This is a genomic window from Xenorhabdus koppenhoeferi, assembly GCF_900116635.1.
In the GTDB taxonomy this organism is placed as follows: Bacteria; Pseudomonadota; Gammaproteobacteria; order Enterobacterales; family Enterobacteriaceae; genus Xenorhabdus; species Xenorhabdus koppenhoeferi.
Window position 1 is genome coordinate 1 of sequence record NZ_FPBJ01000045.1, and the last position, 20,661, is coordinate 20,661.

At 44.9% G+C, this 20,661-nt stretch carries 21 protein-coding genes and 1 pseudogene; 15 read left to right on the forward strand and 7 right to left on the reverse strand.

Annotated features, from left to right (window positions below; all coding sequences use genetic code 11):
* Both BM329_RS12535 and BM329_RS12540 read left to right on the forward strand, forming a co-directional pair.
* Positions 1 to 515: IS630 family transposase (locus BM329_RS12535; RefSeq protein ID WP_245759041.1), on the forward strand; the 515-nt coding region annotated here is incomplete at its 5' end.
* 59 nt (positions 516 to 574) lie between these two features.
* Entirely contained in the window at positions 575 to 964 is a 390-nt protein-coding gene (locus BM329_RS12540) for a ProQ/FINO family protein (protein WP_092553704.1), read from the forward strand.
* An 84-nt stretch (positions 965 to 1,048) separates the two neighbouring features.
* On the opposite strand, the gene BM329_RS12545 is transcribed toward BM329_RS12540, so the two are convergent.
* Positions 1,049 to 1,444, reverse strand: coding sequence for a hypothetical protein (locus BM329_RS12545; RefSeq protein ID WP_143101247.1), 396 nt, complete (start codon positions 1,442 to 1,444; stop codon positions 1,049 to 1,051).
* Between the two features lie 167 nt (positions 1,445 to 1,611).
* Positions 1,612 to 4,668 (reverse strand): Tn3 family transposase, encoded by a 3,057-nt coding sequence (locus tag BM329_RS12550; RefSeq protein WP_092553710.1) that lies wholly within the window; start codon positions 4,666 to 4,668, stop codon positions 1,612 to 1,614.
* A 228-nt stretch (positions 4,669 to 4,896) separates the two neighbouring features.
* Between BM329_RS12550 and BM329_RS12555 the strand changes: the two genes are divergently transcribed.
* The 3 genes from BM329_RS12555 to BM329_RS15210 all read left to right on the forward strand — a co-directional run bounded on the left by BM329_RS12555 (position 4,897) and on the right by BM329_RS15210 (position 7,766).
* The gene (locus BM329_RS12555; protein WP_245759084.1) at positions 4,897 to 5,472 is read left to right on the forward strand and encodes a recombinase family protein; all 576 of its coding nucleotides are present in this window, start codon (positions 4,897 to 4,899) and stop codon (positions 5,470 to 5,472) included.
* Positions 5,473 to 5,536: 64 nt separating this feature from the next.
* Positions 5,537 to 7,354, forward strand: coding sequence for a DEAD/DEAH box helicase (locus BM329_RS12560; protein ID WP_092553716.1), 1,818 nt, complete (start codon positions 5,537 to 5,539; stop codon positions 7,352 to 7,354).
* A gap of 277 nt (positions 7,355 to 7,631) precedes the next feature.
* A complete protein-coding gene (locus BM329_RS15210) occupies positions 7,632 to 7,766 on the forward strand; it encodes a hypothetical protein (protein ID WP_281245152.1) in 135 nt (44 codons plus the stop codon).
* A gap of 19 nt (positions 7,767 to 7,785) precedes the next feature.
* Here BM329_RS15210 and BM329_RS12570 read toward each other — a convergent pair whose 3' ends face one another.
* Positions 7,786 to 8,067 carry a hypothetical protein gene (locus BM329_RS12570; RefSeq protein WP_143101248.1) on the reverse strand — a complete coding sequence of 94 codons (282 nt, stop codon included), beginning with the start codon at positions 8,065 to 8,067 and terminating at the stop codon, positions 7,786 to 7,788.
* A gap of 48 nt (positions 8,068 to 8,115) precedes the next feature.
* Entirely contained in the window at positions 8,116 to 8,550 is a 435-nt protein-coding gene (locus BM329_RS12575; protein ID WP_092553725.1) for a DUF6530 family protein, read from the reverse strand.
* A 659-nt stretch (positions 8,551 to 9,209) separates the two neighbouring features.
* On the opposite strand from BM329_RS12575, the gene BM329_RS12580 reads away from it, so the two are divergent.
* The 6 genes from BM329_RS12580 to BM329_RS12605 all read left to right on the forward strand — a co-directional run bounded on the left by BM329_RS12580 (position 9,210) and on the right by BM329_RS12605 (position 12,346).
* Entirely contained in the window at positions 9,210 to 9,455 is a 246-nt protein-coding gene (locus BM329_RS12580; RefSeq protein WP_010848981.1) for a hypothetical protein, read from the forward strand.
* Positions 9,456 to 9,637: 182 nt separating this feature from the next.
* Positions 9,638 to 9,895, forward strand: coding sequence for a helix-turn-helix domain-containing protein (locus BM329_RS12585; protein ID WP_010848980.1), 258 nt, complete (start codon positions 9,638 to 9,640; stop codon positions 9,893 to 9,895).
* A gap of 258 nt (positions 9,896 to 10,153) precedes the next feature.
* Complete coding sequence (locus BM329_RS12590; protein WP_010848979.1) at positions 10,154 to 10,420, forward strand: hypothetical protein; 267 nt, start codon at positions 10,154 to 10,156, stop codon at positions 10,418 to 10,420.
* The gene (locus tag BM329_RS12595; protein ID WP_010848978.1) at positions 10,410 to 10,709 is read left to right on the forward strand and encodes a type II toxin-antitoxin system RelE/ParE family toxin; all 300 of its coding nucleotides are present in this window, start codon (positions 10,410 to 10,412) and stop codon (positions 10,707 to 10,709) included. Before BM329_RS12590 ends, BM329_RS12595 begins: the two co-directional genes overlap by 11 nt.
* A 234-nt stretch (positions 10,710 to 10,943) precedes the next feature.
* Positions 10,944 to 11,423, forward strand: coding sequence for an Hcp family type VI secretion system effector (locus BM329_RS12600; RefSeq protein WP_092553728.1), 480 nt, complete (start codon positions 10,944 to 10,946; stop codon positions 11,421 to 11,423).
* A complete protein-coding gene (locus BM329_RS12605) occupies positions 11,423 to 12,346 on the forward strand; it encodes a DUF4225 domain-containing protein (RefSeq protein WP_010848989.1) in 924 nt (307 codons plus the stop codon). Before BM329_RS12600 ends, BM329_RS12605 begins: the two co-directional genes overlap by 1 nt.
* Before the next feature lie 395 nt (positions 12,347 to 12,741).
* On the opposite strand, the gene BM329_RS12615 is transcribed toward BM329_RS12605, so the two are convergent.
* Positions 12,742 to 13,107 (reverse strand): type VI secretion system tube protein Hcp, encoded by a 366-nt coding sequence (locus BM329_RS12615; protein WP_010848988.1) that lies wholly within the window; start codon positions 13,105 to 13,107, stop codon positions 12,742 to 12,744.
* A 349-nt stretch (positions 13,108 to 13,456) separates the two neighbouring features.
* Here BM329_RS12615 and BM329_RS12620 point away from each other — a divergent pair, with 349 nt between their 5' ends.
* Together BM329_RS12620 and BM329_RS12625 are read left to right on the forward strand one after the other, a co-directional pair.
* Positions 13,457 to 14,362, forward strand: a complete 906-nt coding sequence (locus BM329_RS12620) for a replication initiation protein (RefSeq protein WP_092553731.1) — start codon at positions 13,457 to 13,459, stop codon at positions 14,360 to 14,362.
* A 313-nt stretch (positions 14,363 to 14,675) separates the two neighbouring features.
* A complete protein-coding gene (locus tag BM329_RS12625; protein WP_092553734.1) occupies positions 14,676 to 14,951 on the forward strand; it encodes a hypothetical protein in 276 nt (91 codons plus the stop codon).
* A 104-nt stretch (positions 14,952 to 15,055) separates the two neighbouring features.
* Here BM329_RS12625 and BM329_RS12630 read toward each other — a convergent pair.
* Together BM329_RS12630 and BM329_RS12635 are read right to left on the reverse strand one after the other, a co-directional pair.
* Positions 15,056 to 18,025: pseudogene (locus BM329_RS12630) on the reverse strand (Tn3 family transposase).
* A complete protein-coding gene (locus BM329_RS12635; RefSeq protein ID WP_092553737.1) occupies positions 18,012 to 18,629 on the reverse strand; it encodes a recombinase family protein in 618 nt (205 codons plus the stop codon). The pseudogene BM329_RS12630 and the gene BM329_RS12635 overlap by 14 nt, the downstream one beginning before the upstream one ends.
* Positions 18,630 to 19,809: 1,180 nt before the next feature.
* Between BM329_RS12635 and BM329_RS12645 the strand changes: the two genes are divergently transcribed.
* Both BM329_RS12645 and BM329_RS12650 read left to right on the forward strand, forming a co-directional pair.
* A complete protein-coding gene (locus BM329_RS12645) occupies positions 19,810 to 20,109 on the forward strand; it encodes a BrnT family toxin (protein WP_092553743.1) in 300 nt (99 codons plus the stop codon).
* Positions 20,090 to 20,392: a BrnA antitoxin family protein gene (locus BM329_RS12650; RefSeq protein ID WP_092553746.1), complete on the forward strand. Its 303-nt coding sequence runs from the start codon at positions 20,090 to 20,092 to the stop codon at positions 20,390 to 20,392. Before BM329_RS12645 ends, BM329_RS12650 begins: the two co-directional genes overlap by 20 nt.
* Positions 20,393 to 20,661: the final 269 nt, after the last annotated feature.

Genomic DNA, 20,661 nt, shown 5'->3' on the forward strand with positions numbered 1-20,661 from the left:
CCGCTGACGAACACGCTCGTCAGGTATTTGGCGAGCGTATCCGCCATCATGAGCAGGCGGGCAAACAGATTGTTTATCTGGATGAAAGCGGCTTTGAGCAGTCCATGCCACGTACGCATGGCTATTCGTTAAAAGGGTCCCGCTGTTTTGGTTTACATGACTGGCAGCACAAAGGCCGCATTAATGCCATTGGTGCTATCATTAAAAATACCTTTGTGACCTTAAGTTTGTTTGCCGGAACCATTAATGCGAATGTGTTTCATGCCTGGCTGACACAAGATTTGTTGCCGAAGCTCCCTAAGGGGACAGTGATTGTGATGGATAATGCCCCTTTCCATAAACGCGGTGACACGCGAAAAGCGATAACCGATCACGGATGCCAGTTAGAATGGCTTCCGCCTTACAGCCCAGATTTAAATCCTATCGAAAACAAATGGGCTGAAACAAAAACAACAAGAAGACGAGAAAGATGCTCTATTGATGAGCTGTTTACAGAGCATGTGACTTATGTCTGATTATATTGATTCTGCTATATGTCGCGCTACCTAAACTTGTGTAGAATATCCCTTTTACGATGAAACAGGCTCAGGACAAGAACAGTACAATGGCAACACGGGAAGAAAAAAAACAAGCGGCGCGGGAAGCCAGAACACTGCTGGAAGGTTTCTGGCCAACCCTGTTCTGTTATCGCGTACCGCGTCCCCTGAAAGTGGGCGTGTTGGACGATCTGATTTCGGATGCAAAAGCCCGCGGATTGCCTTTTGACAAAGAGATTCTGAGAGAGGCGCTCGTGAATTACACCGTCCGCTATCGGTATCAGAAAACACTGGCGAAAGGCGGGAAGCGCTATGGTCTTGACGGAAAAGCTGATGGGGTAGTAACCGATGAACAGCAGGCGTACGCGAAGGGTCTGATAATCCAGCGTGATGCCAAGGCGGCGTTGGCGAAAAATCTCAACAAGTGACGAACGCTCAATGGTGGGCCAGATGTGTTTTGTAGCACCGCCGATATGCCGGCAATCCAACAAAACGTTTTTTGGATCGGGTAATTAAAGATCTCTGTCCTGCCTCTCCTGTTTCTGTTTCCGGCGCAGTCTTTCTGCTGTGGCGGCTGCATTCCGGCGTCGCCGTTCAGCCTCTTCGGCTTTGGTGCGGTTATGTTCGACTTCCTGTACGGCCGCGGCTCGCTGCCGTTCGGTTTCGGCAACGATATTCCTGACTTTGGCTGCGACCTCTTGTTGAAGCTGCCGGGCACGGTCTAAAGCATTGCTGGCTTCTCTTTCCCGGCGTTCTGCCGCCTGGCGTTGTGTCTGTAACCGTTGGTGCGCGACTTTCTCGGCGTTTTCAGCACGGCGTTCTGCGGCTTCGGCCTGTTGCCGGTAGTCCCTGAGCTGGTTTTCGTGATCGGCATCCTGCGCTGTACTGAAAGCAGGCGCACAAATCATGAAGGTGAGAATGCCGCCCAGCACTGCGCCGGCCAGCGCAACAGGCCAGAAGTGAATAACGACGGAAAATCCCTGTGCAATCACCCTGATCCTGTCATTTTCGGTCAGTATGCCGACGATAACGGGTCCAGTGGAAGAACCCTCGAAAATGACGAGTACAGGATCACTTATCTGCTATCGTGCCAAAAATGTTGTTTCACGTGCGCTTCCAGCATCAACGACATAGCGTTAACATCAAGTTCCCCGTTACTTTTCTTGAAATTGTAGCGACCAGTAAACAACATGTGGCTCCAGGCTATTGGTGATATCCGGGTAAATTCATCAATAATCTCCTGAGATACACCGCTGGCTACCATTCTTTCATAGACCGAATTCAGGATCATACTGTTGTAAGCAATGATGCAATTAGCAATTAACCTTGCTGCATGGGCACTTATGCGGTTTTCAACGATCCTTTTACCCTGGAATACACCGTGGTACGTTTTCCTTATATTACTCTGAAGTTGGTGGTAAGCCTCGGTACGGTTTCTGGCGCTTCGTATGGCTTTCCTGAGTTGCATATCGTCGATCAGGTTCAGGACATGGATGCTTTTAAATATTGCATTGTATTCAAATAATGCGGCTTTTAACCTTGCATAGCGAGCATGGGAGTTAAGTTTGCGAATGATATTGCTTTGCGTGTTTTCCTGCATGATGAGTGAAAGTAGCACCCGTATCACGCCACGACGTTGAGAACGTATACGTTCAACATTGATAACACTTTTGGGGTTTATTAAGCCCGTGTAATTATCCAGTGGTTGGGCAGCATGTAAACCGTCTGCCGCACTCCTTACATTTTTGATGCTGGGGACATAATCAACATCTATCGAATCAAGCGTGACAAAATTCAGCTGATTCAGTGAGTGGTTGTCGCCTGTGATCATATGAATGTCAATATCGGTTTTATTGTTGTAAACCATGTCGTAAAGAGAGTGTCCTTCATACTTATTCAGGCCAATATTCTTGGCATTCACTGCGACATAATTGGCAATCAAAGTATACAGGGATATGCCACGCCCCTTACCCAGATATTTTCTGGAGTAGCGAGACTGGATAGTGCTGTCCGTTGTCGAAAATTTTTGCCCGTCAGCATCCGCCAGAATTTTGTTATCTATGAGATCCCACTGCCTGAATAGGGGTAATAAATGAATATGATTACTGACAATATCGTTGGCAGAACATAATGTGTCAACACGAATAAAGTCTTCTCGTGTCGAGCGTAACGGGTTGATATCAAGATCGGACATATCTGCCATTTTCAGAACACCAAATCCGAAGGCTTCTGATAACAAACAGCCGGTTATTGCCAGAGGCAACGGCTTTTTTCGCTTAATGTAACGATCTTTTATGTGAGTAAACCCATTCCACATACCAATATGCTCGCCAATAAACATCACTATGTTAGCGATTTCAACTTTGGGTAGTTTTTTGAAGAAAGCATCATCCAGTTTCTCAGTACTGTCATAGAGCAGGCTCCAGCATTGCTGACCTGTTTTAGTTTCCCATATATTGACTCCGGGATGATTATTGTTATCTATATTACGAGTGATTCTTTCCCAGGCATCATTGAGCTCCTGAAGAGCGTTATCAAGACGTTGATCACAGTAAACAGGGATTTTGGGGTAACCAAAGTCTGCTGAGATCTTTTCAGCATCATCTACCAGAGTATCGTCAATCAGATCGGTATCAATATCACAATAGGATACACTGTCATTACAGTACAATCTTCCCCGGTCAATCTCATGATAAACTTTCTGATAGACAAAAAACTCGAAAAGATAAGGATCGATGTGAGTATCAGTTGATTTACGCTTTAAATATCTGGTCATGCTTTTAGGTACGGTAAATCCAAGGTCATCACAAATTTTTAAATCAGATGGACCTTTTCCGCTGACGTAATGCGATTTTAAAATAGAAATCAACCCTCCTATATAACTATCTGCTTTGTAATATTCAAAAACCACTGAGGTCAGTACAGGACGTAAATACAGTGAGAATATCCTGGATGATTTCCCGTAATATTCCCAAAGTGCGGCTTTTTTATCAAAGGATTTACCCTCCAGAAATTTAGCCATCGCCGAAAATTGCTCCCTGGGTAGAATACTGTAAGCTATATTATTCAACTCGTCCGGTGTCAGTTCCGGGTTTCTTGTTGGGAACCACTTCAGGAATTTCGCCAGCTTAGGGAAGTCGGTTACCACCGCAGAACTGTGCTCCATATGGGCCATAGAAGCATAAATTTTGCCCGCATCCATGATAGCCCGGGTATGGTAGCTAAAACTCACGATGAGGTTGTCCATGATCTGCTGGTAGCGATGGTGAACAAAGCAGAGAATATGCAACCACTGTTGATGCTTACTTAACCTCCTTAATCGGGAGGCAGCATATTGTTCAGTAATATCAGCATAATAACGCACTGCGTTTTTTGACAGATTTAATGACGGAATAAAACCTTTGGTGAAGATGTACAAATCCCCGAGCCGTAAGGCTTTGTCCACTTCCGTTTTGACCGCTGTATACTGGAAATCCTTTTGATCAGCCCGAATAATATTGAGTGAAGTAATACCATCATCCCGATCAATAAGTGCTGTAAGCAGCTCACCAATGGTTCCCGGCACCGATTCGATGACAGCCTTTAGCCGCTTGTCTTCATCGCTGAATGCTCTGGTGAATATATCCTGAAATGTGGTATAGGAAGGTATAATGATTTTTTGACGATCAAAGTAGACCAGCAACTGACGAAATACACTGTGTCCTTTGGGGTAATAGCGGAGAAGATTGCTGATATGTGATTGTATGCCTGAGACCAAATCAGATGTCCAGGCACAATAATCAAATAAAGAAAGGATTACCTGTCGCTGAATTCGTATATAATCGCGGGAAATACGCCCAGTGAACGATGTTGTGAGTGATGAGTTTTTATAATAAACATTTGCAATAAACTGAACATCGTTACTGGCATCCTCCAGTGAGAAACTGAAGAATTGTTGTCTGGCCTTGAAATAACCCAGTTGTAGTATGAAAAAAATACGTGTTCTGGTATTACTGAACTGCGTCAGAGCATCCCTTTCAGATTGTGTTAGTGTGAAGTAAAGCCGTTGTTCGTGGACATTGAATTCTGGTCGACTGTAAAGTTCTTCGACTTCAGCATTTGATAAAAGTTGGATGCGTTTAGTATTTTCCAATCATTCGCTCACAGCAAGGTATTGGCAGCCTCTATGTGAATTTTAGTCAGAGGCTTAACCGCTTTCATTCAGAGAGTGCAAGAAGTACACTTTTTACACTCATTGTGTCAATGATCAAAGATCCGATTAAGCGGACTCTTTTTAGTGCAAAAACCTTTGCTATAATCATCGTGCATTTATTATACATAGCAGTAAGGTTTTTACACCATGAACAATGAAATATCAAAAATGACATCCTATCGTGTGGGTTATGCCCGGGTCAGTAGTACCGGACAGAACCTGGACTCCCAGATTGATGCCTTAGAGAAAGCCGGTTGCAGCAAAATATTTACCGATAAAATGACGGGATCGCGCATGAACAGGCCTGGGTGGGAGCAATTGCTGGAGCATCTGCGTACAGGCGACAGTCTGGTGGTGACCGAACTGAGCCGAATGACACGCTCATTGCTTGATATGCTGCAAACGAGCCAACAACTGGAAACGCGGCAAATCAATCTGGTCTCGCTGAGGGAAAATATCGATACCAGCACAGCAACAGGGCGTGGTTTCCTGTCCATGATGGGGGTCATTCACCAGATGGAGCGGGAACTTAAAGCAGAGCGAGCCGCTGCCGGAAGAGCGGCAGCTAAAGCTAGAGGTAAAAGCGGTGGCCGTCCACGAACCGACCTCAACAGATTAGAGAATGCCAGAATTTTGTATGAGAATTCAGATAAAACGGCAGCCGAAGTTTGCGAACTGACAGGTGTTGGTCGTCGAACCTTTTTTTCCTACCTTCAGCAACAGAGAAAGGAACAGATTGATTAGATTGGTTAATAATATATCATCGCTATTCCAACAGAGTGAAGCAACAAATCAGATGGAGAAATTCATGGCACAGGGCAATCCATTTCAGCAATCAGAACCATCTATTTCAGGCAACCCACTGTTACGTACCCCACAGCGCGAAGCATATTCTGCACTTGTGGAATTTAATGCATTACCACAAAAAGAAGAGCGAGAAGTAGGGATTATTCTTCCCGTTGGTTGTGGAAAATCGGGCTGTATTACGTTGTCCCCTTTCGCTTTCAAAGCAACCAGAACTCTTGTCGTCGCTCCTGGATTAAATATCGCCAGTCAACTTCACGATGACTTTGATCCAGCAAGGCCAGATATGTTCTACCAGAAATGCAAAGTGCTTTCTGGTGCTCCATACCCAGAGCCCGCTGAAATACGTGGGCGGACGACCAACCGTGCTGACCTTGAGGAGGCTGATGTTGTCCTTACCAACATTCAGCAATTGCAGGGTGGGGATAATCGTTGGCTACAGGGGCTTCCTGACGATTTTTTCGACCTCATTGTTTTTGATGAAGGACACCATAGCGTTGCGGCTAGTTGGACAACATTAAAAGATAAGTTCCCGACAGCCCGAATCGTGAATTTCAGTGCGACTCCTTTGCGGGCAGATGGGCAAATAATGGCTGGCCGGGTGCTTTATACTTTCCCTGTTTTTCGGGCAATTAGGGAAGGCTATGTTAAGCAGCTTAAAGCCATTGTTCTGAATCCGAGAACTCTACGTTATGTACGTCGGGAAGACGGGAAGGAAATTGAAGTTGGTTTAGAAGAAGTCAGACGCTTGGGTGAAACAGACGCTGATTTTCGTCGCAGCATTGTTACTTCCAGTGAGTCATTGAATACCATTGTCGATGCTTCAATTCGCGAATTACAGAAACGAAGAAACGAGACAGGCAACGATCGCCTCAAGATCATTGCATCGGCGCTGAATTATGAACACTGCCGCCAAATAGTTGAAGCATACCGCGCTCGGGGACAAAACGCTGACTATGTGCACTCGCGGGAAGATAGCGCAGCAAACCAGCTTGTTCTTCAGAGACTGGAGGCACATGAACTGGATGTCATAGTGCAAGTCAGAAAGCTTGGGGAAGGATTCGACCACCCTTTCTTGAGCGTTGCAGCTGTGTTTTCCGTTTTTTCAAACTTGTCACCCTTTGTTCAATTTGTCGGTCGAATCATGCGAGTGATTGAGCAAAACTCACCTGGGCACCCTCTTAACCACGGTACTGTGATTTTCCATGCGGGAGCTAACGTTGCCAGTCGATGGGAGGATTTTCAGCAATACAGCGAAGCCGACAAAGCTTTTTTCGACCAGTTGCTTCCAGTAGAAAGTCTGGACTTTACATCCGGGAATGAACTCGAAGTTGAACTACAACCTCGTGAATTCGATAGGGTTGGTGGTTTTAATGTCGAGGGGCAAACTGACGTTGAACTGCAGGAGATACATCTGATTCAGGATAATCCAGAAGCTCTCGCAGCTCTGAAATTGCTTCGAGATGCCGGATACTCATCTGACCAGGTCAAGCAGGAATTTGAAAGACTGGAACCTGTACCAATTACGAAAGTTCGTCAGCGTCAGGCAATGCGTGCAAGTCTTGATCAGCGTGTAAGGACGGAGGTTGGGCGAATTCTTGGTGAGCGCGGTATTTCCCATGAAGGACATAACCTGGACCGTAAGCACCTTGGGCGAACTAATTTCGTTATTCTAAAATCAGCGATAGACAAGCAGATTAACGATACTATCGGACGGACGGGTCGATCCCGAGATGAATTTACTCAGGCAGACCTTGACCAGATAGAGGCAGATTTTAACAATATTATTTTGCTGGCTATAGGGGAAGTATTCGGTGGCTAGGGTTAAATCACTAATCATTCGAGTTGAGATTGACAGAGCCAAGCGAGCCCATAATTGCCAGGCAAACGTACGTCACCGAATTGAAGCCGGAGAGCTCCGTCTAAACGTCCGTAATGGGAGAAATTGGGATAGGTATTGTTTTACCTGCTCATTAACAATATTGGAGCAGGATTTAAAAAAGATTGATGACATAAAAGCGCAACTTGACGAAAAGCAACCGTAGGTAGGATCCTCCATTTTTCCATAATTGCCGGGGGAAACGGGGGATTATGGATCGGTGTCGTCAAATCACAGCGCCGCTTCCCTACCCACCGGGCTTGACGAAGAGGAAATTGTTATCGGTGTACTGGTACGTCTGAATAAAAAATCAGTCACGGCTCACACCGAAAACGGTAGTAAAGGGCTTCGCTAAAGCGTAGTTAAACAACTCGTCATTTTCGGGGGTTCTTCCACTGGACCCCTAGTGAAAGGGCTGGAGTGGTTTCCCCATCTTTGCGTTCGTGTGTAAAACAATGAGGGTCATAGCGAACTTCAATGTTAATACTACTTTTTTTTCGAATGCCATTATTATCCCTATACTTATAGCTATAGTTATAGGTTTGATTGGATAGGTGTTCCAATGAATATTTAGTTCCATCGGGAGCTGTGTACTCTCGCTCATGATAAACTTCTGGATTCCAACGATAACTTACTTTTTGTTTTTCTTCTGTCACTAGAAATTCCTGTTTTTATAACATACTGATTTTTTTATTTAAATTTCATTAATAACCTATTTTTTTTAAGTAATCGGATAGCCTTTTTAACGACAAATCAAGGTTGTATTTGTGATCTTTATCTGATTCGAGAACTTTCTTTAGTGTATCTATCAGCTTTTGATTATTTGCTATTGTTATATTGAACTCATTATCAGTATCAACAGGTATTGTTTCTGTTTCAGCAAATAATTTGGAGGCACATATTAAACAGGCTAAATCAATTACTCTATGTAACGGGAGTTCTTCGGATTGCCTAGACCATTTATCTCCTGTATGTCTCCATACTTTAGCTGATAGCGCTGGTGATTCATCTTCACTCCACATTGCTAATCCAATAGAAAGACCTTCGGTATCTGTTTTTCCCGCATACTCTCCGTCAATGAATGAGTATTTTTCTAATTTAATTATAGGCTTATGAGATAAATGGTTTGGGATATCCATAGAGGTTTTCTTATACTCTAGTTAGTAACTGATTTAGTATCATGGATACTATCTAAGTTATATAAAATAGCAATAAAATATCTAATGCCCCAATGTGGTACTAATCAAAACGGAGCGAAGCGACAACATCATCCTGTCTTTGCTTTTCTCCATGATCAGTTATCAGGTCATGTTCTCTTAGCTCTCTAATCTTACTAAGTCTGGTTAGGTTGGGCTTCAACCCCCGTAATTATGTGTATTTTGTAATTTGATCAAACCCTACCGCCTCGCCTTCGCTCGTTGGTCAACAGCGACCCGCCATTCAAAATTTGTTTTTGTGTGGCGGGTCGCTGTTTTCGTTGTCGCATTCATTTGATTTTATTATTGAATATTTTTAATTATCCCGTTAACCTGATAACGCTATTGGCAAAATCCGATAGTTAGGGGGTCGCAGCCCTAGAGTGTTCCACTGGTATGAAATAAATATACCAGTGTGCCTGTTTTCGCCTTTTCTATGGTGGTTCAGGCAGGGGAGGCTTTAGCCTCGCTGGAAGAACACTCCCGGTACTGCGAACCCTGTTTGAACTGCCACCACTAAAAGGAGAAAACAAAAATGAATCTTTTCCGATGGTGTTCCTCTGTACCAGCCGTCGTCTTACCTCACAGTACCGAGGTAAAGCATGACTAAACTCTTCGTGTATCAAACTGAGGTAGATGCTTACTCACTGGCGCGAGATTCCTGTGATCTCATCAAATGCGCCGAATATCTCTGCAACCAATCTGATATCGGGGCTAATGTCAGGCATCTCCATAGCTGCATTAATATCATCGTCGAAAAATTGCGGAAATTAAGCAAAGAACTGGATATTGGTGCGGTAAAAGAAATCATAGAACCCAATAAATCAGATTCCGATTTATCTAAATAAGTAATCTAAAAATGTTATCGGTCTAAACGGATAACCAAGGGGTCGCAGCCTTGTAGAGTGTTCCACTGGCAGGATTTTCTGCCAGTGCGTTTGTCTATGTCTTTGCTGTAACAACTCAGACTGAATTAAGCACTCCTGTACTGCGCCTCTGACTTTTTTCATCTCAAAGAGGAAAATAGAAAATGAGCGCACCAAAAAAAGACTGGCATCCGGCTGATGTCATTGCCGCATTACGCAAACAAGGTACGACCTTATCAGCAATCTCCCGTCAGGCCGGATTAAGTTCATCCACATTAGCGAACACACTGGTTCGGCCTTGGCCAAAAGGGGAATGGATCATTGCTAACCGTCTTGAACTTCATCCCTCCGAAATTTGGCCCAGTCGTTATTTCGATAACATGGGCTGCCTGATAGGGCGCAAACCTCGAAATAAATCATGATAACGAAGTATTAATTCCCTCTTTGGATAGGGATCACTTTCAGCACTTATCCAGCCAAAGAGATATCACAATTTACTGGCGTCACTTGGATTTACCAAGTGACGCCGAAAATGGGGAACAGGGATTAACACGACAAAATTTTGGACAGTTCCGGCTCGTACCCCTGAGATCAGCTATTCACGACTTAATTTAATGGCGTATAATCAGCACAAGTCAATCTTCTGGCACAACCAGCAGAAAAACCTTTGGAGCATGACAATGAACAACACAACCCACTATGAAAACGTCAATTTCCTGCGTGAACTGGCGGAAAATCTGCCTCGGATCATGCCCAGCGACAACGCAACCCGAAATGCGGAACTTCTGCAACGACTGGCTAACGAGGAACTGGCACAGGCTGAGTACGAAGAACGGGTAAGAGCCAAAGTTGCGATCGCACGTGCTGACAGTCGCCCAGGCATCACTACCGAACAACTTCGCCAACAGTTACAAAATCGTTATCAGGCGTTACGCGATGACGTATGACGTCGAATGGAAACAGGGAGCTATCGAAGACGTCATAGCGCTTTTTGACTATATCGCGGAAAACTCATCACTCTGGGATGCCAGAAACGTAACGGATCGCCTCCTGAACTCGACAGACAAACTGGCAGAATTTCCCCGTCTGTACGAAGTCGATTCACGCTATGGTGAAGATGTACGCCGCATAAGTTTAGTAGGGCAACATGTGCTTTACGAGGTAGACGATCAGGCCAAACAGGTTAGTATACTGGCAGTCGTTGGTCAGAGACAGAATCCCTACTCAATACGCTAATTCGGCATCATTATTTGCAGTCATCTTAGAAACAGATTTTAATCTTATTCCTTTTTGCAGGTGTTTTTAACGTCACTAATGGGTATTTTTAGTGACTAACCTCACCCGTTTGACATAATGAGTTATGGGTATCTTAACGTATAGATAAGATAATTTTTTTCATTTTTAAAATTTTATTTTGAATCATTTTTGTAATATCATGCTTTTTTAAAGTAAATTATATAGGGTATAGTAATGGCGAATATTATTTATCTTAAGTTACAAGGAAAAAAACAGGGGTTAATCTCTGGAGGGTGTTCTACTGTAGATTCTATAGGGAATAAATTTCAAAAAGGTCACGAAGACGAAATATTGGTTAATGAATTATCCTCTAACTTATCAATGCATCAAAATGTAAATTTTCAGCCTATAGATATACGTAAACCTATCGATAAATCATCTCCTCTATTATCACAGGCGTTAACATCAAATGAAATATTAACCTGTGAATTTTTCTTTTATCGAACTGCGATGAATGGTGGTCTTGAATTATATTATAAAATTAAGTTAACCGAAGCATCATTGGTGAATATCAATTTCTTTTGTCCAAATTCCATAACACATAATGATGCGCAACCCGAGGAATCTCTATCCATTAAATTTAAATCCATCACGTGGGAACATGTAACTGCCGGAACTAGCTCTTATAGCATATGGGATGAGAGGATATACTAATGATAATAACGCCAACAATGGAGCAATTTGATTATTATGGTGATGAATTAATTAAATTATCCAGATATTCAACAGCTTATTTATTGGATGATGTTGAATCTAAGCGTGAATATTTATATGAAATTAGTCAAGTGGTTAGATTAATAAGGCGTGATTATCAAATTGCCTTATATAACTATAATCAAGGTCGTCATGAGCACTGGGCTGACATGAAAAGATGCATAGCCGAAATAAGAAGGGAATTGGATGCTGAAAGGTATGGTTATGAACAAGGAAGAAGAAAAGATAGGAAAACATATTTAAATACCCAAGAATACTCAGGAAAAGGATTTCTATATTATGGTAAAAATGGGTTAAAAGTTGTTGGAGGTATTGTGCAGCTTGGAGTTGGAATTATGGCTTTTGGCACAAGGGGAGGGTGGGTAAGAGGCATGGAGTCTAAAGGCATGGGAGTTCTAGCTATAGCCACAGGGGTTGGCGACGCAGTGGAAGGGGCAAGCAATATCATGTATGAATGGACAGATGGCTATATAAATCCAAATAATCCAACTAAGCTTTTGACAGAAAAGGGTTTTTCTTTTTTTGGTGCTGATGAGGGTACTGGGGAATTTGCGTATGATATGGTAAACTTTGGCGTTGGTATTTATTTTGGGTTTACAGCTTTTGCTAAATATGATCCTTCAAAAAGAATTATAAACTTACCTGTGAAAACAAAAAGTGGTCTTGAAAAAGTACCACTTTTACATAAATTATTCACTGAAAAGGGGGGGGTTAGGTTATTCAGGCATATGGAGAATGATTATAAAAGAAAAATGTTTACCAGTGGTAAAGCGGTACTTACTTATAAAGCTAGTAATGCGGCAATTAAAGCATATTTGCTGTTAGATAAATATTTTCTTAATGAGGAAGATGAAAGTAACTGAAAAGGTAAATTATTTTCGCCTTTAAGTATAGAAGAAAACTAAATTTTCTATCTAAGGATATTACTATGGATAGAAGTATTATAGAAGAAAAATATATGAATGCATAAATGAAAAACATCGCAACAGGATTATTATTAGTTGAGTATATGCTTACGAAATAAAGTAATATGATTATGATGTTGAGTGTGAATACTGTTGATAGATTCCAGCGAAACAAATCACTAAGCCACTCATCATATTTGTCCATTGACTCATGCTCTCTTTTGTATGCATTTTTTAAAGAATCAATGTCTTTTTTTGACAATTTACTTAATAGATAAATATTATTTTTCTTCATGGTGTTTCTCTTGTTTATGGGTAATAATGTTTTTATCACCCAGTGTAAATTTTCATTATCAAACTAGTTTTAGTTGTATTTTCTCATAAGGTGAATCTTTATCCTCTTCTGAGAAATTAGTGTTTATTTTTTCTATAAATGTATTTTGAAATTTAAATTCATGGGTTATTTTATCATCAATGCACTGAAAAATTTTCAATTCTAAACTTTCATTTTTATCAATAGCATTAAGTAATAAAGGTGATGCACCATCTACGTTTTTTTCTAAAATGATTTTGTCTATATGGCTTAAGCCATCAATGCCTTTTGATAACTCAAGGGAGTGGAGCTGTATTTTATCTTTATGAGCATCATTTTCTGAACAGTTTTTCGATAACAATCCTTGTTCTGCCCCTGAGATTTCCATGTAAGTAGTATATTGCATAGTATTTCCTCTTTAATTGTTAATTAATCCCAAGTAAGCCATTTTATTTGAAAATAGGCAATGAAAAGCTAATGCAATAATAGGGTTTCTGTAAATTTACATAATGAATCGTCTCAGAAAATGGGAATTTAAAGTCCGTCAGGCAGTGAACTTTGTCACCATTCACCGTCTGATGATTAGACAAAATGATTATTGCAGAGTAATTTTAGACTATAAACACATACGCCCCCGAAATTGTGTATCAACTTGGCGGAAGACTCACAATTCACGAGGGCGCAGGCTCAAAACTTAAAAAGAGTTTAGCATATGTACAGACAGAAACAACACCCCGCCATAAGCTCAGCCATAAATGACTAGTTTTGCACTGGATTATTTTGCCGACCATCTGCCCCGAAAACCCTATCACACGGATGATTTACTCTTTGGGTTGCGTATCAATAACGCCAATGTGGCCAAGCTCGCCCGTTATATCCAACACAATCCCCCCCATGCCGCTTTCTGGTTTGTGTTTGATGTTGATCGCGTTGGCGCGGCGATAGACTGGACGGACAGCAACGCGCCCGCCCCCAACATCACGGTAAAGAACCAGACAAACGGGCATGCCCATCTGCTTTATGGGTTACAAACAGCCGTCAGAACTGCCCCTGATGCCAGTATCAAAGCCCTGAAATATGCTGCATCGGTAGAGCGTGGCTTGTGTGCGAAACTCCGTGCCGATGTGAATTACAGCGGGCTGATTTGCAAAAACCCCCTTAACCTGCACTGGCAGGTGACAACGTGGCGTCAGGCAGTCTACACGCTGGACGAGCTGGCCGATTATGTCGATTTGAACGTCCCAGAATCCCGCGTAAACGATTTTAACTACGGGCTGGGGCGTAACTGTCAGTTATTCGAAAAAACGCGTAAATGGGCTTACAGGGCGATTCGGCAGGGGTATCCCGATTTTGCCCAGTGGCAACTGGCCGTCATTCAGCGTGTGGAAATGTACAACGTTCAGCTGACCAACCCGCTATCGCTGCCGGAATGCGCCTGTATCGGGCGCAGTATTGCCAAGTGGACACACCAGCGTATGAGCGAAAAGGCGTTCGCGCAGTATGTTACAGACACGCATACGCCAGAGATCCAGGCCGCCAGAGGACGTAAATCAAAGCGTGGGGCGGTAGCGGACTCTGAAAGAACGCTCAAGCCGTGGGAGAAATTAGGTATCAGCCGTGCATGGTACTACCACAAAAAGAAAAACGGACTGCTCGACTAGACCAGATAACCTATATCAGATAACAGCCCCTTTTTGGGGCTTTTTTGTCTTTTGACGTTAGCTAAAGAACATTGGTTTTTTTAGCACCGTCTGCTCGCCGCAGCCTAACGACCGAGCGCAGCGAGCGAGTGGGCGAGGAAGCGGAATATCTACTGAACTTAATGTTTTGCACGGTCACTCAATAGCTATATAAGAACCCTTTTTTACTTAACAACTTATTTAATCACCTATATTATATAGCTATCTTTATGCCTGTCGGCATGGTTATTTTCTTCGCTAGGGCTGCGAAAACAACAAAGGGAAAAATTCATTTATGTCAGTCTGGACGCCTGCCAACATTCATTTTTCCCCTCTTTCTGTCTTATGTCGGCTGGACGCCGCCAACGTCAGAAATTCACCCGCGCCCCGTCATGCGCTCACTGGCATTCACTTTGACGGGGCGCAGCCCACCGAAAAATCACAACTGGGGTTGTGTTTTTCTCTCACCGGCTGGGGCCGGTTCGTTGTGCTTTATGGCACAGCGAAAAATCTGCTGGGGCAGACTGTTTCTTGTGTACTTTCGCAAGCTGGACGCAATGCGAAAGTATGAAACCGAGGCTTATCACGCTGGGGCGTTCTGAGCCTCTTTCTCACGCAGGGGCGCGAGAATTTCACCAAAAAGGGGTTCCGTGGTCATTTCTGCAATAACACCCGCTAAGGAAAAGTGAAGTTCTTTGGATTGAAGCGCTTAGTGCGAACTGGCCTGTATCGCTCAAGGGGGCGGTCAATTTCGTTCCACAGGTAATCTCCGGTGAGCGAAATATGACCCCACGGTAGCGGTGCCACGCTGGACAGCATCTCCTCCGGTATGATGATCCCCTAGCTGCGAACGTAATCAACTGCCCGGCTGAGATAGACCGTGTTCCACAGGACTATTGCATTAACAACAAGGTTGAGGCCAGATGCCCTGTAAGCCATAGCCTCGGCCGCTCTGTTACGGAGTTCGCCAAGTTGGTGAAGAAAAATGGCGCGGGCAAGAGCATGACGGCTTTCGCCTTTATTGAGGATGGCATGTGATCTGCGACGTAAGCGGGTATCAAGCAACCAGTCACAGATAAAAATAGAGCGTTCAATGCGTCCCATTTCACGCAAAGCCTGGTTGAGCCGGTTTTGTCTGGGGAACGCAGCCAGTTTTTTCAGTATCACCGACGGTGGCACAAGGCCCGCTCCAATCGAAGCCTTAAGCCGCAGAACCTCATCCCAGTGTTGCTCTATAACATCCATCCTGGCCTTTCCGGCTATCAGAGCATCAAGTGGCCTGTACTCCTCAGAGGGAGTAATGACGTACAGTCTGCGACTCCCGAGGTTGCGAATGCGGGGAATGAGCCTGTAACCAAAGGAGTGAAACATCGAAAATGTTGTTTCAGTCGCCCCGGCAGTATCAGTGGCATGTTCATGAATTTCCACTGAACTTTCGTTGTGAAGCAAACCGTCGAGTACGTAAGGAGCCTCACTCTCGGAAGCCTGAATCATTCTGGAGAAAAAGGATGCAAACCGGTTCGACAGAAAACCATAAATCGACGCGCCTGGCCGCTTACCGTATTTTGCGTTGTATTCAAGGCTGGCTTCACCACGTCCGCCTGCAGGGAAGAACTGCCCGTCCGAGGATGATACATGACCATCCCCCCAGATAGCGGCAAAAGGATGTTCCTGTTGCGCATCGACCAGTACCGAGGTTGCAGATGCATAGGTTTCAGCGCGTAAATGACGATCCACCATTACCATCATCTGGTGAATGGTGACACCACGTGAACTCTGTGCCATTCGTTCAGCTCCGGCATTAGTCGCATCGGCAAGGATCGCGGCCATGAGCGCTGATTCGTCTTCTGCTTGTTCTCCGGTGCGATAATGGGTGAAACTATCGAGAAAATTGGTCCAGCTATGAACTTCAGCTAGCAGGCTGGTGATCCTGATGCGGGGGACCAGCATGTAAAGCTTACGGCTGAGTGTGGTAATTCTGTCGCTATCTTCCTCACGAACCGGTGAAACGGACAGCCCTCTGTCGGAAAGCTCTGCATCGGGTATGGCATTAGCGGCGGCTGCTTTTGCCAGTGCTTTAAGTTTTGCATTGAGCGTGGCAGTTCGCTCTGCCCGCCATTGCGAAAAATTGTCCGGAATGGCAAGTCCAAGTCTGGATTCTGCCCGCATCTGGTCGAAAACATGGCGCGGAAGAAGATAATCCTCAAAACTGCGCCAGGCCCGGCTGCCATCAACCCATATGTCTCCAGTTTTCAGCCGATCCCGCAGATGAACGAATACGGCGACCTCCCATGCCTGAAGATCTGTATTTTCGCCCACTGGGCTGACACGCCGCTGCCATTTGCGGGACATAAAATCGAGCGGAACCCGGTTGGGTAATTTTCGTCCGTGATAGAGCGCCCGCAGATGCCCGACAGCCAGCAAAACTGGCTCATCCGGGCGAAACGCCCTGAAAGAAAAGGTACCGAAAATGAGCCGCCCCAGCTTACGTAATGATTTGTGCCGTCCTATAAGTTCATCAAATTCGGTATTGCGATGGGGAGATGCTACAGAAGCCGCAGCCGCCATACTGGCGATCAAACCTTCCCAGCCGAGGGATGCTGTTATCGCTGTTGCAAAATCTGTATTGCCGTCACGGGCCGCCAGAAGCGCCTGACCCAGCTTTATATGATCCAGAGCCACGACTTCAAGCACTTCAGCGGCTTTCAGTCGACGTTCCCTCTGGCTTATCTCTGCCTTACGCCTCGTGCTGCCGATCAATTTGCAGAACATATCGATAGCCAGATCGGTAATTACCGCCTGCTTTTCGATGACGAAGGCAGCCAACGTGGCGTGGCGGCGTTCGGACGCCAGACGTTGTATCTCACGTGCATGCAAAACACGAGAATCGCGGGCAATAATACCGTAACGGTTTACATGAATCCTCTTGCGCTGCTCATCGGAGATTTTCGCAGCCCGTAATACCTCCAGCCGGGCAATCAGTCCTTTGATATTCTTGAGTTTCACACCTTCCGGCGCTTCAGCTATCCAACCAAGAAGGCTCCTCTCACCAACTCGTTCGGTGAGCAGTTGCTCAAGTGCGGTGATGGATGAAGACTCCAGCTCCCTGATAAGTTCCCGGTAGGACAGTCGCCGGGCTGCAGCCCGACCAGCCATCGCCAGGCGAATGAGTTGTGTCGGGACCGGAACAAGTAACTTTTTGTCCTTCAGCTTATTGATAACCGCTCTGGTGATCGGCAGTCCCCGTTCGGTGGTTGCTGCCTCGCGTGCAGCCGCAAGAATAAGCATTCTGTAATCGCTGACCTGAACGGAACGAAGACCCAAAGCAGAGACAATTTCTCGGGCATGCTCCCGGCGGGTCTCTTCACGTTGTGCATAAAGCGTAAAAACTGCAGGGTCAATATCCAGTTGCTCCGCAACAACAGCGGTAACCGCCTCCGTGGGAGCCTCTCCTGCACGTAGTGTACGACCGAGGTCGCGGATAAGTGCGAGCTGAATAGCAAAACCAAGGCGATTATGAGACCGACGATGCGATCTGGCGAATGCAACATCTTCGCAGGACAGTGCAAACCGGGAAAGCGCCTCCTCATAAAGCTCAGGCAGCGCAAAAAGGGTATCGTGCGATTTGGCGTCAAGAAAGGACATCGGCCTGGCCCACTTTCAGATTGCAGGAGCCTGGCCCGGTCCAGCCAATTCGCCGCAGCGTATCGATGAGTGTCGATCGCGGCACTTTGAACGTGCGACACACTGACGCTTTACTGGCACCGGCCTCCAGAGCAGTGAGGATCTGCTCAACCTTTTCGGCATCTATCGCCGGTGGTCTTCCACCTTTTCGCCCCCGCCGGCGAGCAGCTGCCAGGCCCGCATTAACACGTTCCGTGATAAGCGTTCTTTCATATTCAGCGAGAGTGCCGAAAAGGTTAAAGAGAAACGAGCCGTGTGGCGTTGTTGTATCAATGGCTTCAGTCAATGACTGAAAGGCAACACCGCGAATTTTCAGGTCTTCTACAATCCGGATCAAATGTGAGAGTGAGCGACCAAGCCGATCCAGCTTCCAGACTATCAGCACGTCACCTTCACGCACCTCTGCAAGACAGGACTTAAGTCCCGGACGATCATCGTGCGCGCCAGAGGCATGATCCTGATGCAAATGACGGGGGTCCACTCCAGCAGCAATCAATGCGTCGCGCTGCAAAGCAACAGACTGACGTTCATCATTGCTTGATACTCGCATATAGCCAATCAACATGTATGACAAACCTTAAAATCTAGCTTGTCGTACAGTGTCTCATTCCGACAGTGTTTGTCACGTAAAAAATAACAGGTTTATGCTCTCAATTTTCTTCGACGGCAGGACATGACGGAAAACAGGTGATTTCCGTCAGGGTGAAAATTGCTTAGCGTGTGTTATTGCAGAAATGACCACGGAACCCCTTTAGGCCCGAAAAAGGTAACTTAACATATAAAAAAACTTGTGATAGGCAGGTCAAGGCAAAAAAGATCTCAAGCAGATCTTTTTTTAGTTGACTATAAAATAACCAAAAAGTGGATTTTAATTAAAAACTACCTAATGCCCCAATGTGGTATAACCACGAGAGGAGCGAAGCGACATCGTTTTGGGATTCTTTGACGTTTAACCCTCGATTCCCTAGTCCATTGATTGAGTTCTTTATCAGGTACGCACTGTACTCAGTGAGACCGCAGCGTGATTCGGAGGCAGAGCCGTCATGTCGTTTGACGGTACGTTATTACCACAATTTGCCTGTTTATCCTTTCGGAGACCGGGCTAAGTCCGAGTCAATCAAGGGGTGTGCAATGGGTTATAGTCGTTGAATGGTTTTAAGGAAGTAGTGACTCGCTAGCTTCCCTCTGCTAAGATGGGGTTGTCACGTCGAATCTTGGCAGAGATGCACACAAGATTTAGCGTAACAGAGCCGAGGCAGTTTAACCACTGTTCTCGGCTCTGTTACATCTGGGGCTTGATCCATTTCTCACTTTATGAGATCCGCAACGCTCGCCGCAGCATTGACTAGCGAAGTCTGTCAATGCGAGGAAGCGTCATATCATCTGTTGTTAATTTGATGCGCGTTCACACCGAAGCTGATGGTTTTTTTGTCGCCGCGGATTTTTTTCCCCTATGATAAAATTTATAGAAATAAGACTTTCGTCACAATTTTTACATCAAGCTGATGCGTGTACGGGTTCGTGCATAACTATGCATTGGCTGGAAAACGTCTGTGCACAATTGTGGTGGTTTCTAGGGAAGAAGAGAGCGACTTTTACAGCGTTGAGGCAAAAACCGCCCTGAGGGGCGTTGAGGCGGTGCGGGCAACGGGGGTTATGTTAAATGCAGAGTCTTTTTTTGCGCTTCCTCTTGAGGGGATATTCCATATATACTCTATTGTATATACAAAAAAGTGTTTTTTAATATGAAGCCAGACATTGAGTTTGAATGGGATACCGCCAAAGCAGTCAGCAATTTCCGTAAGCATGGTGTTCGGTTTGAAGCGGCTTCACGGGTTTTTGACGATCCCTTTCACCTGACAGTCCAGGATAGGTTTGAAAACGGCGAATACCGTTGGCAAACCATTGGCACGGTCGAAAACTGTGTGCTTGTTCTGGTGGCGCATACAACACGCTTTGAAGATGGCACTGAAATCATTCGTATCATCAGTGCCCGAAAAGCCGAGCGGCATGAGAGGAAACGTTATGAGCATGGTGAGATATAAACGAAACGAACTGCCCCCACTAGGCGAAAAACAGAAAGCTGAACTGAGAAAACTGGCCGATAAGCCGGACAGTGAGATTGATTACAGTGACATTGCGCCGCTGGATACGGCTTTCTGGCAGAACGCCACACAAGGACAGTTTTATCGACCGGTAAAAACACAAACATCGGTCAGAATTGATGCGGATGTTCTTGCCTGGCTGAAGGAGACCGGAAAAGGTTATCAGACGAGGCTTAATGCGATACTACGTGAAGCCATGCTGCGTGATCTGCATCGAAAATAATATTCAAGGGAGTTGTTCCACTAGACCGCTAATCGCGTGTATTGTCCACGTTTACTGTGGATAACCTTGTGCGCCTGATGGAAAAAACAGTCTAAGAAATGCAATTACATCAGCTTTGTTCGGATTGTATGTTATTTAATCATTTCTGGCCGGGTGCGTGAACTTATAGCAGAATCATAATACCTAAATCCCAATGACAAGGTAGAATTGAGATGGGTTACAGTCTAGATTTTCGAAGAAGAGTACTGGCATACAAAGACAAGCATGCA

Coding starts and splice junctions, on each gene's coding strand:
- BM329_RS12540 (WP_092553704.1), top strand. CDS start 575: ATGAAACAGGCTCAGGACAAGAACAGTACAATGGCAACACGGGAAGAA.
- BM329_RS12545 (WP_143101247.1), bottom strand. CDS start 1,444: ATGATTTGTGCGCCTGCTTTCAGTACAGCGCAGGATGCCGATCACGAA.
- BM329_RS12555 (WP_245759084.1), top strand. CDS start 4,897: ATGACATCCTATCGTGTGGGTTATGCCCGGGTCAGTAGTACCGGACAG.
- BM329_RS12560 (WP_092553716.1), top strand. CDS start 5,537: ATGGCACAGGGCAATCCATTTCAGCAATCAGAACCATCTATTTCAGGC.
- BM329_RS12575 (WP_092553725.1), bottom strand. CDS start 8,550: ATGGATATCCCAAACCATTTATCTCATAAGCCTATAATTAAATTAGAA.
- BM329_RS12580 (WP_010848981.1), top strand. CDS start 9,210: ATGACTAAACTCTTCGTGTATCAAACTGAGGTAGATGCTTACTCACTG.
- BM329_RS12585 (WP_010848980.1), top strand. CDS start 9,638: ATGAGCGCACCAAAAAAAGACTGGCATCCGGCTGATGTCATTGCCGCA.
- BM329_RS12590 (WP_010848979.1), top strand. CDS start 10,154: ATGAACAACACAACCCACTATGAAAACGTCAATTTCCTGCGTGAACTG.
- BM329_RS12595 (WP_010848978.1), top strand. CDS start 10,410: ATGACGTATGACGTCGAATGGAAACAGGGAGCTATCGAAGACGTCATA.
- BM329_RS12600 (WP_092553728.1), top strand. CDS start 10,944: ATGGCGAATATTATTTATCTTAAGTTACAAGGAAAAAAACAGGGGTTA.
- BM329_RS12605 (WP_010848989.1), top strand. CDS start 11,423: ATGATAATAACGCCAACAATGGAGCAATTTGATTATTATGGTGATGAA.
- BM329_RS12615 (WP_010848988.1), bottom strand. CDS start 13,107: ATGCAATATACTACTTACATGGAAATCTCAGGGGCAGAACAAGGATTG.
- BM329_RS12620 (WP_092553731.1), top strand. CDS start 13,457: ATGACTAGTTTTGCACTGGATTATTTTGCCGACCATCTGCCCCGAAAA.
- BM329_RS12625 (WP_092553734.1), top strand. CDS start 14,676: ATGTCAGTCTGGACGCCTGCCAACATTCATTTTTCCCCTCTTTCTGTC.
- BM329_RS12635 (WP_092553737.1), bottom strand. CDS start 18,629: ATGTTGATTGGCTATATGCGAGTATCAAGCAATGATGAACGTCAGTCT.
- BM329_RS12645 (WP_092553743.1), top strand. CDS start 19,810: ATGAAGCCAGACATTGAGTTTGAATGGGATACCGCCAAAGCAGTCAGC.
- BM329_RS12650 (WP_092553746.1), top strand. CDS start 20,090: ATGAGCATGGTGAGATATAAACGAAACGAACTGCCCCCACTAGGCGAA.